The sequence below is a fragment of the Kocuria dechangensis genome, assembly GCF_014636775.1.
GTDB lineage: Bacteria > Actinomycetota > Actinomycetes > Actinomycetales > Micrococcaceae > Kocuria > Kocuria dechangensis.
Genome location: NZ_BMEQ01000017.1, coordinates 74,389 through 90,130 on the forward strand (window position 1 = coordinate 74,389; position 15,742 = coordinate 90,130).

The following is a 15,742-nucleotide window of genomic DNA, read 5'->3' on the forward strand; positions in this document are numbered from 1 at the left end:
ACGGGCCGGCAGGGGTTCGTCGTCCCCGGGCGAGCGCCCCGGGCGGGCGGGTCCGGGGCCGGCCGGTCCGGCGACGGTGCCGCGTGCCGGGGCCCGAGGCCGGATCGGGGTCACCGGCCGCTGTTCACCCAGCGCAGAGCCGGGCCGGATGGCCTTGTGCGGCGGGCCACGAAGTGACGTAATGATCAGGGGGCTGGCTTTTCCGGGCCGCGACGACCGGGCCCGGCCGGCGCCCGAGCACGTGCCGACGACGACTGGGAGAACCACCATGCGCAAGAGGACGAAGCATTCGAGCGAGCAGGCCGGCGAGCCGACGGCCATGCCCCCCGGCGTCCCCGGCAACGAGGCCGTCCCGGTGGCGGAGCCCACCGAGCCCCGCCCGCCGCTGCCGCCGAAGCCGGACCAGGGCACGCCCGCCCCCATGAGCCCCACCGGCCAGGACACCGGCATCGACCCCGCTCTCAACGCGCAGGGCGGAGAGTACCTGACCACGGCCCACGGGGCCCGGCGCAGCGAGACCGACCGCTCCCTCAAGGCGGGGACCCGCGGACCGGTCCTGCTGCAGGACCACCACTTCCGGGAGAAGATCAGCCACTTCGACCACGAGCGCATCCCCGAGCGGGTCGTCCACGCGCGCGGGGCCGGGGCCCACGGCGTCTTCCGCGGCTACGGGACCGCCGGCAGGATCTCCTCCGCCGCGCTCTTCGGCAAGGACGTGGAGACCCCGGTCTTCGTGCGCTTCTCCACCGTCCTGGGCTCGCGCGGGTCGGCCGACCTCGCCCGGGACACCCGCGGCTTCGCCACGAAGTTCTACACCTCCGAGGGCACCTGGGACCTGGTCGGCAACAACATGCCCGTGTTCTTCATCCAGGACGCCATCAAGTTCCCGGACGTCATCCACGCGGGCAAGCCCCACCCGGACCGGGAGATCCCCCAGGCCCAGTCCGCGCACGACACCTTCTGGGACTTCGTCTCCCTGCACACCGAGGCGCAGCACCACGCGATCTGGAACATGTCCGACCGCGGGATCCCCCGCTCCTTCCGCACCATGGAGGGCTTCGGCGTCCACACGTTCCGGCTCGTGAACGACGAGGGGCGCAGCGTCCTGGTGAAGTTCCACTGGAAGCCCAAGCTGGGCGTGCACTCGGTGCTGTGGGAGGAGGCGCAGATCACCAACGGCATGGACCCGGACATCCACCGCCGGGACCTGGCCGACGCCATCGAGGCCGGCGCCTATCCCGAGTGGGAGCTCGGGGTGCAGGTCTTCGAGGACAACGAGGAGCAGACGTTCGAGGGGATCGACCTGCTCGACCCCACGAAGATCGTCCCGGAGGAGCTCGCCCCCGTGGAGCCGGTCGGGCTGATGACCCTCAACCGCAACCCGTCGAACTTCTTCGCCGAGACCGAGCAGGTCGCCTTCAACCCCAACAACCTGGTCCGCGGCATCGACGTCACCAACGACCCGCTGCTCCAGGGCCGGCTCTTCTCCTACCTGGACACCCAGCTCTCCCGCCTGGGCGGGCCGAACTGGATCCAGCTGCCGATCAACCGCCCGCACGCGCCCGTCAACGACATGCTGCGGGACGGCATGCACCAGACCGCCGTGCACTCCGGGGTGGCGCCCTACCACCCGAACTCCCTCGACGGGAACAACCCGTTCCCCGCCGGGGAGCCGGCCCGCCCGTTCATCGACTTCCCCGCCCCGGTGGCCGCCTCGGTGAAGGAGCGGGCGCGGCCCGTCTCCTTCGAGGACCACTTCAGCCAGGTCCGGATGTTCTGGCTGTCGATGAGCGACGTCGAGAAGGAGCACATCGCCCAGGCGTACACCTTCGAGCTCGGCAAGTGCTTCGAGCAGTCGATCCGCGAGCGCCAGCTCCAGTGCCTCGCGAACATCGACGAGAAGCTGTGCGCGGTCGTCGCCGAGGGCCTCGGCATGCCGGCGCCCGGGCCCACCGTGAAGCACTCCGAGGTCCGGCCCAGCCCGGCCCTCTCCCAGGTGGGCAAGGAGTGGCCGACCGACGGCCGCCAGATCGGCATCGTCGTCGGACCCGACCCGGACGAGAAGGACCTGCTGGCCGTCGTCACCGCGATCGACGACGCGGGGATGGTCCCGCTCGTGGTCGCCCCCAGCGGCGGGCCGGTCGGGGCGAGCGGGAAGGTCGTGGCGCACCGCACCTACCTCACGGCCCGCTCCGTGGAGTTCGACGCCGTGCTGGTCGCAGGGGACACCCCGGCCGCTCCCGACGCGCGGCCGGGGCTCGACGCGAAGGCGGGGGCTCCCGCTCCCGCCGGGCTGGACCCGCGCGTGCACCTGCTGCTCGGCGAGGTCTTCCGCCAGGCCAAGGCGATCGGCGCCTGGGGCCCCAGGAGCCGTTCCCTCTCCGCCGCGGGCCTGCCCGAGGATGCCCCCGGCGTGGTCACCGGCAAGAGCGCGGCGGCGGTGGTCGAGCAGGTCGCGACGCTGATGAAGAGCCACCGCGTGTGGGAGCGCTTCCCGGTCTCCGGCAGGCTCTGACCCCTCGCGGACCACTCGCACGGCGCGACGAGGCCCCGCCGGGAACGCCCGGCGGGGCCTCGTCGCGCGCCGCCGACGGCCCGGGAACGGCCCGGCTCAGAAGCGGCCCAGCTCCTCCCGCAGCGCCGAGCCGAGGTCGGGGTGGCGGAAGCGGTAGCCGCGGTCGATGGCGCGGTCCGCCGAGACCCGCTGGTCCGCGAGCGCCATGAGCTGCGCGCCCTCGGCGCCGAGCACGAGCTTCGGCCCGAGGCCCGGGGTGGGCAGCAGGGAGGGCCGGCCCAGCACCTTGGCGAGGATCCGGGCGTAGTCGCGGCCCGTCACGGGCATCGGGGCCACGCCGTTGACCGGCCCGTGCAGCGCGGGGGAGAGCACGGCGTGGGCGAACAGCCCCACGATGTCCTCCAGGGAGATCCAGCTCAGCCACTGCTTCCCGGAGCCGAGCCGGCCGCCGGCCCCGACGAGGAACAGGGGCAGCTGCGCGCGGAGCGCCCCGCCGGCGGGGGTCTGCACCACGCCCGTGCGCACGATCACCACCCGGGTGCCGGCCGCCTCGGCCTCGGCGGCCGCCCGCTCCCAGGCCACGCACACGTCGGCGAGGAAGTCGTCGCCGGCGGGGCTCTTCTCGGTGACCGTCTCGCCGCCGGTGTCCGCGCCGTAGTAGCCGATGGCGGAGGAGCTGATCAGGGCGGCCGGGGCGTCGTCGCCCAGCTGCGCGATGGCGCGCGCCAGCAGACGGGTGCCGAGCACCCGGGAGTCGAGGATCTCCTGCTTGGCCCGAGGGGTGAGTCGCCCGCCGAGGCCGCGCCCGGAGAGGTTCACGACGACGTCGACGCCCCGCAGCGAGCCGGCGTCCAGCTCGCCGGCCTGCGGGTCCCAGGAGATCTCCAGGGGCGTGCGGGCCTCGCGGCGCACGAAGCGCAGCACGGTGTGCCCGCCGGTGCTCAGCAGCGCCGCAAGCTGTGTGCCGATGGTCCCGGACGCGCCGGTGATCGCGACCGTCAGCGGGCGGTCGGGATAGCGCGAGTGGAACTCGAGGTCCGCGGCCAGCCGCCGGGCCCGCGCCTCGAACTGCCGCTCCAGCGTGGGCTCCATCAGCCGCGCCCCGAAGCCGGTGCTGACCGGCAGCGCCTCGTACTCGACGGTGTCGGTGACCACGGTCCCGCCGTGCCCGTCGTCGGCGAACCGGTGCCGGTGCTCCCACGAGGCCAGGGGGCCCTTCACCATCCGGTCGCGGAACTCACGGTTGGGCTCGTAGCCGTGGTGCTCCGCGGTCCACGGCACCGAGGCCAGCCCGTAGGAGCCCGGCACGGCGATCCGCAGCCGTGACTGCGTGCCCTCCCGCAGCGGGGGAGCGGACTCCTCCACCACGGAGCCCGCCCACGCGGGGGTGAGCCGCGTGAGGGCGCCGGGGCGGGCGTGCCACGCGAAGACGTCCTCGACGGACTGGGGCACGCGGGAGGTGAACGTGAAGGTGGTCATGCCAGTCACTCAACCCCGATCGGCGCGATTCGTCCAGGAACCGGGGCCCGGACCGTCCCGTGTCCCCGGTTCCCGCGCCCCGGGGACCGTGCTCGGCGTCCTGCGCGCACCCCGGGATCTTCCCCGGCTCCGCGCGGTTCGCTAGGGTGGACCCACGTTTTCGCGAAGGAGGTTGCCATGACCACCCCGAACAACGACGACGCGCCGAACCTCGACGACGTCATCCAGCCCGAGGAGGACGCCCTGCCCCGCCCCATCTACAAGGGGCACGCCGGGATGCCGGACCGGCTCGACGACGACGCCCTCGCCGCGGCCACCGAGCAGGAGCGGGTGGCGGCCGGGCTGCAGGACTGGGCCCCGGGGCAGGTGCCGCCGGCCACCGACCCGCTGCCGGAGGGGTCCTCCGAGGCGGCCGACCGCGCCCAGCGGGGTCTGCTCGAGGAGGAGACCGACTGACCGCGGGCGGGGAGCCGCCCGCGCACACCCGAACCGCACACCCGGAACCGCACACCCGGACCGGGCCTCCGCGCCGCGGCCGGCCCCACCGGCCGCCGCGACCAGCCAGGAAGACCGCGACCAGCCAGGAAGACGAGGAGGCCGTCATGGCCGAGCGAGGAAGCACCAAGCACGGACGTGAGCTGGACGAGCAGATGAAGCACGAGGTGCAGAGCGAGGTCGACGGCGTCCAGCCGGACCGCGTGGAGGAGCACCGCCGGACCGACGCGTGGGTCGACGAGACCGACAGCCCGGAGGTCCGCGCCGCCGTCGAGGACCGCGAGCGCGCCCCGCGCCCGGACGCGGACCAGTAGCCGGACACCGGCCGCCTCCGGCCGAGAGGCCGGAGGGCAAGCGGCCCCGGTCCTCCCGCGGGAGGACCGGGGCCGCTTGCCCTCCGGGCAGGACTCGCCCACAGTGGAGGACGTGAATTCCCCCGGACGCATCGTGCTCATCCGCCACGGCCAGACCGACTGGAACCTCGAGGAGCGGCTGCAGGGCGCCACGGACGTGCCCCTCAACGACGTCGGCCGCGACCAGGCCCGGGCCGTGGCCCGCCACCTGCACGCCGAGGCCCTGAGCTGGGACGTGGTCGTCTCCTCCCCCCTGGACCGGGCCGTGGAGACCGCCCGGATCATCGGCGGCGTGCTGGGCCTGGAACTGGCGGCCACCTACGCCGAGCTGATCGAGCGCGGCTTCGGCCCCCACGAGGGCACCAGCTTCGCGGGCCTCGAGCCGCACGAGCGGGAGGTGATCCTCGCCGACGGGGAGGCCGCCGACGCCGTCGCCCGCCGAGGGCTCGCCGCCCTGCGCCGGATCCGGGACGAGCACCCGGGGCGCAACGTCCTGGTGGTGGCCCACGGCTCCCTCATCCGGCTCACGGTCTCCGAGCTCAACGGCGAGGCGCACCCGCGGGTGGCCAACTGCGAGGTCGTCCCCGTCCGGCTCGACGCCCTCGACGGGGTGGTGCCGGCCGACGCGGACGCGGCGCGTTCGACAGCCCCCTGACAGGCCGGTGCCCGTTCAATAAGCTGAGGGCACCAGGGACGGCCCCACGAGGGACCGTCCACCCTCTGAGGCGGCGACGACGGCGCACAGAACACGTCGGCCTGCCACCTCCGGTGACGAAGGCGTGATGCGGCTGTGGCCCCTGATCAGTTCACGATTCCCGAGGAGGAGCGCACGGAGGTCCTCCGCGTGCTCGAGGCGCCCCCGCGGTGGGAGGGGGAGCAGGAGTGGATCAACGAGTACTACCGCCACGTGCCGCAGGAGGACCTGCTCCAGCGCACCCAGGAGCAGTTGCGCGTCCGCGCCGACCACCACTGGGAGGTGGGCCGCGTGCGGGCACCGGGGGAGAGCGCCGTGGGCGTGCACCGGGAGGAGGGGGCCTCCGTGGTGTTCGTGGTCACCGAGGACGTCCCCTACCTCGTGAGCACCGTGACGGCCGAGATCGCCGCGAAGTGGGGCGGTGCCCGCCTGGTGATCCACCCGGTGCTGGTGGCCGCCCGCGACCGGGGCAACCACGAGCTGCAGAAGCTCCAGCCGCTGCCCGACTTCTCGGCCAGCGCCAGCGGCGACACCAGCGCCCTGCCCAGCCTCGCGGCGTTCCAGGCGGACGGGAACACCAGCCAGACCGTGGAGTCCTGGATCTCCGTGGAGCTGCTGCGCCCCCTCACCGATCGGACGGAGCAGCAGCTCGTGGGCCGGCTCACCGGCCTGCTCGAGGACGTGCACCGGATCAGCCGGGACCAGTCGAAGCTGCGGCACCGCGTGAAGCTGCTGGCCCTCGACCTCGAGGAGCTCGAGGAGCTCGAGCTGCCCGGCGGGGGGCGCCCGCCCCTGGTCCGGCCCTCCCAGGAGTTCCTGCACTGGCTGCTGGACGGCAACTTCATCCTCATGGGCTTCAAGGAGTACGACCTCGAGGACTCCGCGGAGGGGCTGTCCCTCGTCAGCCACCCCGAGACGGGGCTGGGCCTGCTCCAGGAGCACGGCGACCAGCCCCACCGCCAGGTCCTCACCGGCCTGGGCCGCGCGCACGCCCGCGAGGCCGGGACCCTGTTCGTCACCAAGGCCAACCGCCGCTCGTCGATCCACCGCCGCGAGTACCTCGACTACATCGGCGTGGCGAAGTACGACGCCGAGGGACGGATCGTGGGCGAGTACCTGGTGCTGGGCCTGTTCTCCCGCCGGGCCTACAACACCCCGGCGCGGGAGACGCCGCTGATCAAGGAGAAGATGGCCGAGGTCGCCGCCCGCTTCGGCTTCCTCGAGGACTCCCACTCCGCGCGGGACCTCATGAGCAACATCGAGGACTACCCCCGCGACGAGCTCTTCCACATGACCGCGGACGAGCTCTACGACACCATGCGCGGCGTCATGGGCCTGGACGAGCGCCGGCAGACGCGGCTCTTCCTGCGCCAGGACCACTTCGGGCGGTTCATGTCCGCGGTGGTCTTCCTGCCGCGCGACCGGTACAACACGTCGGTGCGCGGGCGGATCGAGGCGGAGCTGAGCAAGACGTTCGACGCCGAGGAGATCGACTTCGACGCCCGGCTCACCTCCTCGACCCTGGCCCGACTCTTCTTCCGGATCCGCCTGCCCTACACCGGGGAGGTCCGCACGTTCGACCGCCAGGCCCTCGAGGCCCGGCTGCGCGCCGCCGTGCGGTCCTGGCCGGAGGCGCTCGCCCGGGCGATCCACCGCTCGTTCCCCGAGGCGCTCGCCCGGGAGTACGTGGAGAACTGGGCCGAGGCGTTCCCGGACGCGTACCGGGCGGACTACGAGATCGAGGAGGCGGTGCAGGACCTCCAGCGCTGCGAGGACCTGTGGGGCCGGGACCCGAACCTGCCGGCGGAGGTGCGCGTCGTCGAGACCCCCGAGGGCGTGCGGCTGAACATCTACCTCACCCGGTTCCTGTCCCTCACGGAGCTGCTGCCCATGCTGCAGCACCTGGGGCTGACCGTGCTCGACCAGAAGCCGTACGAGGTGCAGCCCGCGGACGGGCGCGAGTTCCAGCTCTACGACTTCGGGGTCCGGCTGCCCGAGGGCGTGGACGCGAAGGGCCACGGGGGCGCGAAGACGGAGGACCTCATCGAGGACACCCTGTGCGCGGTGCTCTCCGGCCGCACGGAGTCCGACTCCCTCAACCGGCTCGTGCTGCCGGAGCGGATGGCGTGGCGGAGCGTGGCCGTGCTGCGCTCCTACGTCCGCTACCTGCTCCAGCTGGGCCACCCCAACTCGTTCGACTACATCTCCGACACGCTCCTGGCGTTCCCCGCGGTGACCCGGGCGCTGACCGGGTACTTCGACGAGAGCTTCAACCCCGACCACGACGACGCCGTGCGCGAGTCCCAGCGCGACGCCGCCCACGCGCGCCTCCTCCGGGCCCTCGACGACGTGCCGACCCTGGACGCCGACAAGCTGCTGCGGGCGCTGGCCGAGGTCATGGCGGCGACGCTGCGCACCAACGTGTACCAGCAGCGCCCCACCATGGCGTTCAAGCTCAGCCCCCGGCGGATCAGCTCGGCGCCCCTGCCGCACCCCATGTTCGAGATCTGGGTGTGGTCCCCGCGGGTCGAGGGCACGCACCTGCGCTTCGGGCCCGTGGCCCGCGGCGGCCTGCGCTGGTCGGACCGGCGCGAGGACTTCCGCACCGAGGTGCTGGGCCTGGTCAAGGCCCAGATGGTGAAGAACGCCGTGATCGTGCCCAACGGCGCGAAGGGCGGGTTCTACCCGAAGCGGCTGCCCGACCCGGCGGTGGACCGCGACGCCTGGGTGACGGAGGGCCGGGAGTCGTACAAGCTGTTCATCGCCTCCCTGCTGGACCTCACGGACAACCTGGTGCGGGACGAGGCGGGCCACGACGTCGTCGTGCACCCCGACCGCGTGGTGCGCCGCGACGGCCAGGACTCCTACCTGGTGGTGGCCGCGGACAAGGGCACGGCGTCCTTCTCGGACACCGCCAACGCGATCAGCGCGGAGTACGGGTTCTGGCTCGGCGACGCCTTCGCCTCCGGGGGCTCCGTGGGCTACGACCACAAGGCCATGGGCATCACCGCCCGCGGCGCGTGGGAGTCCGTCAAGCGGCACTTCTTCGAGCTGGGCCTCGACACCCAGGCGGAGGACTTCACGGTGGTCGGCGTCGGCGACATGTCCGGCGACGTCTTCGGCAACGGGATGCTGCTCTCCGAGCACATCAAGCTCGTGGCCGCGTTCGACCACCGGGACATCTTCCTGGACCCGGACCCGGACCCGGCGGTCTCCTACGCCGAGCGGGAGCGGCTCTTCGGGCTGCCCCGCTCCTCCTGGAAGGACTACGACGCGGCGAAGATCTCCGAGGGCGGCGGGATCTACCCGCGCACGGCGAAGTCCGTGCCGGTCTCCCCGCAGGTGCGCGAGGCCCTGGGGCTCGAGGAGGACGTCGAGGAGCTCAGCCCCATCGCGCTGATGCAGGCGATCCTCACGGCGCCCGCGGACCTGCTCTACAACGGCGGGATCGGCACGTACGTGAAGTCCTCGCAGGAGTCCCACACGGACGTCGGGGACAAGGCCAACGACGCGATCCGCGTCAACGGCGCGCAGCTGCGGGCCCGGGTCGTCGGCGAGGGCGGCAACCTGGGCTGCACCCAGCTGGGCCGCGTGGAGGCGGCGCTCAACGGGGTGCTGCTCAACACCGACGCGATCGACAACTCCGGCGGCGTGGAGTCCTCCGACCGCGAGGTGAACATCAAGATCCTCGTGGACCGCATGGTCGTGGCCGGGGAGCTCGGCGCGGACGAGCGCGCCGGGTTCATCGAGGCCATGACCGACGAGGTCGCCGGCCTGGTGCTCGACACCAACGAGGCACAGAACGTGCTGCTCACCACCGAGCGGGCGCGGGTCGCGAACCTCACCGAGACCTACGTCCGGCTCATGCACTGGCTCGAGGAGAACGCCGACCTCGACCGCTCGATCGAGTTCCTGCCCTCCGACGAGGAGCTGCACGAGCGGTTGCGCACGGGCCAGAGCCTCACCTCCCCGGAGCTGTCCGTGCTCACCGCCTACGCCAAGATCCAGCTCTCGGAGGCGCTGGTGGAGTCCGACCTCGCCGAGGACCCCTGGTTCGGGCAGGTGCTGGAGCGCTACTTCCCCGCGCAGATCACCGAGCAGTTCGGCGAGCTCGTGGACACCCACCCGCTGCGCAAGGAGATCATCGGCACGCTGGTCGCCAACCAGATGATCAACTACGGCGGCATCCCCTTCGCCCAGCGGGTCATCGACGACACCTCGTACGACGCCGTCGACGTCGCCCGCGCCTTCGTTGCCGCCGCCCAGATCTACGAGATCGACAGGTTCGCCCACCAGCACCGCGAGCTGCCCGCCGGGGTGCCCACGGAGCTGTGGAGCCGGATGTTCCTGGACATGCGCCGGCTGCTGGACCGGGTGGTGCGCTGGCTGCTGGACCGGCAGGAGACGGCCCGCCCCATCGGCGAGGTCGTGGATCGCTACAAGCCCATCGTGGACCTGCGGCACGGCGAGGAGCGGCTGCTCGGCGAGGACTCCGCGGCCCGGGACGCGGCCACGGCGGAGATGGCGCAGCGCCAGGGGGTGCCCCCGAAGCTGGCCCTCGAGTGGTCGCAGCTGCTGGACGCCTTCGCGCTGCTCGACGTCGCCCGGCTCGGCCAGGGGGCCGCGCGCGCCACCGGCGGGGAGGTCGACCCGGAGCACGCCAAGACCATCGCGAAGGTCTACTTCCTGCTCTACGACCGCTACCGCATCGACAGCCTGCTCAACCGGATCACGGAGCTGCCGCAGTCCACGCGGTGGGAGACCCTCGCGCGGATGTCCATGCGCGAGGACGTCTACTCGACCGTCGTGGCGCTCGCCGACCAGGCCCTGGAGGCCCCGGGCGGCACCGCCCAGGAGAAGGTCGACGCGTGGGAGAAGCAGAACGAGGCGCGGCTGTCCCGGCTGCGGACGGTGCTGGGCGAGATCGAGGCGGAGTCCACGGGTGAGCCCGCCGCCGAGCTGGCGTCGCTGTCCGTGGCGCTGCGCACCATGCGCAGCGCGCTCGGGAAGTAGGCGGAGGCCGGTGGAGGGCACCGCGGCGGTCGTGGGGTCCGGCCCGAACGGGCTCGGCGCCGCCGTGGTGCTCGCCCGCGCCGGCCTGGAGGTGACGGTGTTCGAGGCGGCCCCCTCGCCGGGGGGCGCCGCCCGCTCCTCGGACCTGCTGGGCCCGGGCACGGTGGTGGACCTGGGCTCCGCGGTGCACCCCTTCGGGGCCGCTAGCCCCCTCTTCTCCCGCCTGGGCCTGCACCGGCACGGCCTCGAGTGGCTGCACCCGCCCGTCGTGGCGGCCCACCCGCTCGACGACGGCCCGCCCGGGCTGCTGCACCGCTCGCTCGAGCGCACCGCCGAGGAGCTGGGCCCGGACGGGCGCGCGTGGTCGGCGCTGCACCGCGGGGTGGTGGAGCGCTGGGAGGAGACGGTCGAGTCCGTGCTGGGGCCGCTGGTCCGCCCGCCCGCGCACCCGCTGGCCCTGGCCGGCTTCGGGCTGCGCGCGCCGTGGCCGGCGGCGGCGACCGCCCGCGCCCTGTTCCGCACCGAGCAGGCCCGCGGGCTCTTCGCGGGCTCGGCGGCGCACTCGGTGCTGCCCGCCCGGCACGTGCTGACCTCGGCGTTCGGGACGCTCTTCGGGGCCGCGGCCCACGCCACGGGCTGGCCGGTGGCGCGCGGCGGCTCCCAGGCGATCGTCGACGCCCTCGTGGCCGACCTCCGCGAGCACGGGGGGCGGGTGGTGGCCGGCACGCCGGTGACCGACCTCGACCAGGTGCGCCCCGCCGACGTCGTCCTCCTGGACCTCACGCCCCGCCAGGTGCTGGGGCTGCGGGGCCTCGAGCTGCCGGCCCGGTACCGGCGGGCGCTGGCGCGCTGGCGCTACGGGACGGCGTCCTACAAGGTGGACCTGCTGCTGGACGGGCCGGTGCCGTGGCGGGACCCGCGCGTCGGGCGGGCGGGCACGGTGCACGTGGGCGGGACCCTCGCCCAGATCGACGCCGCCGAGTCCGAGGCCCGCGCCGGGCGGGTCCCCGAGCGGCCGTTCGTGCTGGTCGCCCAGCAGGGCGCCGCCGACCCCTCCCGGGCGCCGGAGGGACGGCAGGTGCTGTGGGCCTACGCCCACGTCCCCCACGGCTGCGACGACCCGGTGGCGGGGGAGCGGGTGCTCGCCCAGATCGAGCGGTTCGCCCCCGGTCTCCGGGACCGGGTCCTCGCCCGGGTGGACACCCCGCCGTCACGCCTGGAGGCGTGGAACGCGAACCTGGTGGGCGGCGACATCGGCGGCGGCGCCCTGGACGGGCTGCAGCAGGTGTTCCGGCCCGCGGTCCGGGCGGACCCCTACGCCACGGGGGCGCCGGGGGTCTGGCTGTGCTCGTCCTCCACGCCGCCCGGCGGCGGCGTGCACGGGATGGCCGGCGACCACGCGGCGCGCAGCGCCCTGCGGGACCTGGCGCGGCGGCGCCGCTCCGGCGGCTGACGGCGCCTCAGCGCCCCACCCCGGCGTACGCGGTCCCGGCGAGCTCCTGGATCTGCTCCACGTACAGCCGGGTCTCCTCGATCGGCGGGATCCCGCCGTGGCCCAGCACCACGGTGGGCCCGGCGTTGTAGGCGGCCAGGACCAGGTCGATCTCCTCCCGCGCGGAGGCCGGCTCGAGCGCGCTCACCATCCGCCGCAGGTCCTTGAGGTAGATGCCCTGGGCGCGGATCGCGGCCCGCGGGTCGAAGGGGTCGCCCCGCCCGTACTCCTGCCAGGTCTCCGGCATGAACTGGGCCAGCCCCTGCGCCCCCGCGGAGCTCACGGCCCGCGGGTCCCAGCGGCTCTCGACGTCCAGCTGGGCGGCCACGATCTCCGGGGGCAGCCCGGAGAACTCGGCGGCCGCCAGGACGTCCCCGGCCCACGCGTCGGGGATCGGCGCGGTCCGCACCCGGTCCGGCGGGGCGGAGGGCGCCCCGCAGCACCCGGGGGCGGTGGAGAGGGCCAGCCCCACCGTGCCGATCAGCAGCAGCACCACGGAGGCCACGAGGAACCACGGGGAGCCGCGCGGGGCGGGCTCCTGGGTCTCGGGGGGTGCCGGGGGGAGGTCGGTGATCGTCATGGGGGACCCAGGCTAGGCGGGCGCCCCCGGTGCCGTCTGCCGTCTCTTGGGGGGACAGACACGCCGCCGGCCGGGCCGGCCGCGGACCCCGCACCCCTACGATGGGCAGGTGACCGCCGAGATCATCGCCACCATCATCACCGTCGTCCTGCTCGTCGTGGGGAGCCTCGGGATCATCTTCCCGGTGCTGCCCGGCTCCGTCCTCGTGATCGTGGGGCTGCTCGTCTGGGCGTTCACCGTCCAGGTGGTCGAGGGATGGGTGGTGCTCGGGGTCGGCGGCGCCCTGGCCGTGGCCGGCATGGCCGCGGGCGCCGTCCTCACCGGGACCCGGCTCAAGCGGCGGCAGATCCCCAACCGGTCCCTGCTCTTCGCCGCGGTGGGCGCCGTGGTCGGCCTCTTCGTGATCCCCGTGGTCGGCCTGTTCGTCGGGTTCTTCGTGGGGCTGCTGCTGAGCGAGACCGCGCGCCAGCGCGACCTGCGCACCGCGCTGGACTCCAGCGTGGTGGCGCTCAAGGCGGCGGGCCTCGGCATCCTCGTGGAGTTCGCCTGCGCGCTCGCGGCCTCCAGCGTGTTCGTGGTCGGCGCGCTGGTCTTCTTCACCACCGCCTGAGGCCGCCTGATTCCGTCCGGGGCCTGTCCGAGGCCCCGGGCGGACCGGCGGGAGCGGGAGGGCCCGGGCGCGTCGCGCGCCCGGGCCCTCCCGTTCTTCGTCCTTCGTGCCGGCTCAGCGCCAGGGCAGGGGCACGACCTCGACGTCCTCGCCCGCGGCCGCGCCGCGGGGCGGGACCACGACGACGACGTCCGCGTGCGCGAGGCCGCGGAGCATGTTGGAGCCCACCCGGTCCCGCGGGAAGACCCGGTCGTCCTTCAGGTATCCCGGGACCAGGGCGGTGACCTTCTGCCCGGGCAGGTCCTCGCCGGCCGGGACGGTGCGGGTCAGCGGGGCCGGGGTGCCGTGCAGCTTGGCGAGCAGCGGCTCGGCGAGCGTGAACGTGCTGACCATCGCGGCCAGCGGGTTGCCGGGCAGGCCCACCACGAACGGGCCGTTCTCCGGCAGCCGGGCCAGGAACGTGGGGTGGCCGGGGCGCTGGGCGAGGCCGTCCAGGAGGAACACCGCGCCGAGCTCCACGAGCGCCGCCCGGACGTGGTCGGCGTGCGAGTGGCCGGTGCCGCCGGTCGTGATGACCACCTCGCACCGGGCGTCGAGCACCGAGCCCATGCCGGAGGGAGCCTCGGTGAGCGCGGCGAGCATGGCCTTGGCGGTGTCCTCGACGCGCCGCATCTGGTCCACGGAGCCGCCGAGCATCTCCACGAACGTGGGCAGCTGGGGGCCGAAGGCGTCTCGGACCTGGCCCGGCTCCGGGATGCCGTCCTCCACGACCTCGCTGCCGGTCAGCAGGATCGTCACGCGCGGGCGGCGGCGCACCGGCAGCATGTCGTGCCCGCAGACCGCGGCGAAGGCGATGTGCGCGGGGTTGAGCACGCTGGGTGCGCGCAGGATGACGTCGCCCGCGGCGACCTCCTCGCCGGTCCGGCGGATGTTCTGCCCGTAGGGGATGTCCTCCGCGGAGGGCGCGTGGGCCGCGATGGTGAGCCGCGTGTGGTCGTCGGACAGCTCCGCGTACTCGTCCCGCAGCACCGCCCGGGCGCCGGCGGGCACCAGGCCGCCGGTCACGATTCGGGTGGCCTGTCCCGGTTCCAGGTTGAGCACCGGCCGGTAGAGCTCCTTGGGCGGGATGGTGAGCATCTTGCGCGGGTCGGTCTCCACGGGCTCCGGGAACACCACGGTCCAGGGCTGGGGGCCCGCCACGGCGTAGCCGTCCATCGCGGAGGACGCATAGTGCGGCACGGGGATGGGCGCGGTGACGTCCTCGGCCAGGATCTCGCCGAGCGCCTCCCGCAGCGGCAGCCAGTGGCTGGGCAGGGCCTCGGCGGCGGCGTAGGCGAACTCCCGCGCCGCGTGCCACTCGACGTCGTGCAGGGTCTCGACCGGCTCCGGCGCCGGCGCGGGGACGTCGTCGTCGACGACGACGGGCAGCGCGTGGGTGTAGGGGCTGTTGGTGTCGTGGGGCAGGGGCAGTCCGGACATCAGTTCTCCTCGGGGTCGTCTCGGTCCGCGGGCACGAGCGCGGCCACGGTGTCCAGGGCACGGCGCAGGGCGGCCCGCTGGTCCTCGCCGCCGGCGACGGCGCGGCCCACGTGGTAGCCCATCAGGTAGGCGGTGGGCGGGACGGCGGGGCGCACGGTGAAGTGGGCGACGTCGCCGGTCAGGTGCAGGACGTCGTCGAGCGGGAGCTCGGCCTCCGGGGTCCCGAGGGCGTCGCGCAGCGCCACGATCCACCGTTCCAGGGTCTCGTTCTCGGCCGGGCTCAGGTCCTTGGGCATGCCGTGCTCCTCCCCGGGCGGTGGTGCCGCCCGCTCGTGATCAGCTCAGGTGGTGCCTCTGCACATCGTCCCACGTATCGACGTCCTCGGTGGCGATCTCCGGCACGGGGACCTCCCGGAGTGCCAGGTCCCGGACGACGGAGCGCACCGACCGGCCGGCCAGGTCCCGGCCGGCGCAGGCCTCGTGCAGGACCGCGCTGCGGTAGAGCGCGGCCAGGGGCTGGCGGCGCCCGTCGGGGGTCGCGGCGATGAAGCCCGAGGCTCCGGGGCAGGTGCGCGCGGCGTCCAGCAGGAGCTCCACGGCGGTGCGCACCCCGGGCATGTCGCACGCCAGCGTCAGGGTCCAGCGCGCCGGCGGCAGCGCCTCGAGGACCCGCAGCCCCGCGGCGATCCCCGCGGCGGGGCCGCCGAACGGAGGGTCCTCGCGGGCGCGCAGCACTCCCTCCGGGAGCACGAGGTCCCCGGGCCCCACGACGACGACTCCCGCGGCCTCCCGGACCGCGTCCACCGTGCGCTCCACGAGGGTCGTGCCGTCCCGGCGCAGTCCCGCCTTGGGCGTCCCGCCCAGGCGCGAGGAGCGGCCCCCGGCCAGGATCACGGCGTGGAGGACCGCGGTCGCCGCCGGTCCGGCGGCCGTGCCGGTCACCGGTTCACCCGCCGGAGAACGGGGGGAGGACGTCGAGGGTCGCTCCGGCCGGGACCTCGGCGCCGGGGTCGGGGCAGGCCACCCCGTCGA

12 protein-coding genes are annotated in these 15,742 nt (G+C 74.3%); 7 read left to right on the forward strand and 5 right to left on the reverse strand.

The annotated features are described in order from the left end of the window. Window positions 1-268: 268 nt before the first annotated feature. A complete protein-coding gene (locus tag IEW07_RS14465) occupies window positions 269-2,515 on the forward strand; it encodes a catalase (RefSeq protein ID WP_188538441.1) in 2,247 nt (748 codons plus the stop codon). A 96-nt stretch (window positions 2,516-2,611) separates the two neighbouring features. Here the strand turns inward: IEW07_RS14465 and IEW07_RS14470 are convergent, their stop codons facing one another. Then, on the reverse strand, window positions 2,612-3,994 hold the full coding sequence (locus IEW07_RS14470; RefSeq protein ID WP_188538443.1) for a TIGR01777 family oxidoreductase: 1,383 nt from the start codon (window positions 3,992-3,994) through the stop codon (window positions 2,612-2,614). A 177-nt stretch (window positions 3,995-4,171) separates the two neighbouring features. Here IEW07_RS14470 and IEW07_RS14475 point away from each other — a divergent pair, with 177 nt between their 5' ends. From IEW07_RS14475 to IEW07_RS14495, 5 genes are all read left to right on the forward strand, one after another. Then, window positions 4,172-4,450 carry a hypothetical protein gene (locus IEW07_RS14475; protein WP_188538445.1) on the forward strand — a complete coding sequence of 93 codons (279 nt, stop codon included), beginning with the start codon at window positions 4,172-4,174 and terminating at the stop codon, window positions 4,448-4,450. 146 nt (window positions 4,451-4,596) lie between these two features. Beyond that, entirely contained in the window at window positions 4,597-4,803 is a 207-nt protein-coding gene (locus IEW07_RS14480) for a hypothetical protein (RefSeq protein WP_188538447.1), read from the forward strand. Between the two features lie 112 nt (window positions 4,804-4,915). Beyond that, window positions 4,916-5,497, forward strand: a complete 582-nt coding sequence (locus tag IEW07_RS14485; protein WP_188538449.1) for a histidine phosphatase family protein — start codon at window positions 4,916-4,918, stop codon at window positions 5,495-5,497. Window positions 5,498-5,632: 135 nt separating this feature from the next. Further along, entirely contained in the window at window positions 5,633-10,549 is a 4,917-nt protein-coding gene (locus IEW07_RS14490) for an NAD-glutamate dehydrogenase (protein ID WP_188538451.1), read from the forward strand. Window positions 10,550-10,559: 10 nt separating this feature from the next. Next, on the forward strand, window positions 10,560-12,002 hold the full coding sequence (locus IEW07_RS14495; protein WP_188538453.1) for a phytoene desaturase family protein: 1,443 nt from the start codon (window positions 10,560-10,562) through the stop codon (window positions 12,000-12,002). 7 nt (window positions 12,003-12,009) lie between these two features. On the opposite strand, the gene IEW07_RS14500 is transcribed toward IEW07_RS14495, so the two are convergent. Further along, window positions 12,010-12,621 (reverse strand): lytic transglycosylase domain-containing protein, encoded by a 612-nt coding sequence (locus IEW07_RS14500; RefSeq protein ID WP_188538455.1) that lies wholly within the window; start codon window positions 12,619-12,621, stop codon window positions 12,010-12,012. Window positions 12,622-12,730: 109 nt separating this feature from the next. On the opposite strand from IEW07_RS14500, the gene IEW07_RS14505 reads away from it, so the two are divergent. Continuing rightward, window positions 12,731-13,231: a DUF456 domain-containing protein gene (locus IEW07_RS14505; RefSeq protein WP_188538457.1), complete on the forward strand. Its 501-nt coding sequence runs from the start codon at window positions 12,731-12,733 to the stop codon at window positions 13,229-13,231. Between the two features lie 114 nt (window positions 13,232-13,345). On the opposite strand, the gene IEW07_RS14510 is transcribed toward IEW07_RS14505, so the two are convergent. The 3 genes from IEW07_RS14510 to mobA are packed head-to-tail and all read right to left on the reverse strand — an operon-like array spanning window position 13,346 to window position 15,652. Next, window positions 13,346-14,710 (reverse strand): molybdopterin molybdotransferase MoeA, encoded by a 1,365-nt coding sequence (locus IEW07_RS14510; protein WP_188538460.1) that lies wholly within the window; start codon window positions 14,708-14,710, stop codon window positions 13,346-13,348. Beyond that, the gene (locus IEW07_RS14515) at window positions 14,710-15,006 is read right to left on the reverse strand and encodes a DUF6457 domain-containing protein (RefSeq protein WP_188538462.1); all 297 of its coding nucleotides are present in this window, start codon (window positions 15,004-15,006) and stop codon (window positions 14,710-14,712) included. Before IEW07_RS14515 ends, IEW07_RS14510 begins: the two co-directional genes overlap by 1 nt. A 40-nt stretch (window positions 15,007-15,046) precedes the next feature. Beyond that, window positions 15,047-15,652, reverse strand: a complete 606-nt coding sequence (gene mobA / locus IEW07_RS14520; protein WP_229741876.1) for a molybdenum cofactor guanylyltransferase — start codon at window positions 15,650-15,652, stop codon at window positions 15,047-15,049. Window positions 15,653-15,742: the final 90 nt, after the last annotated feature.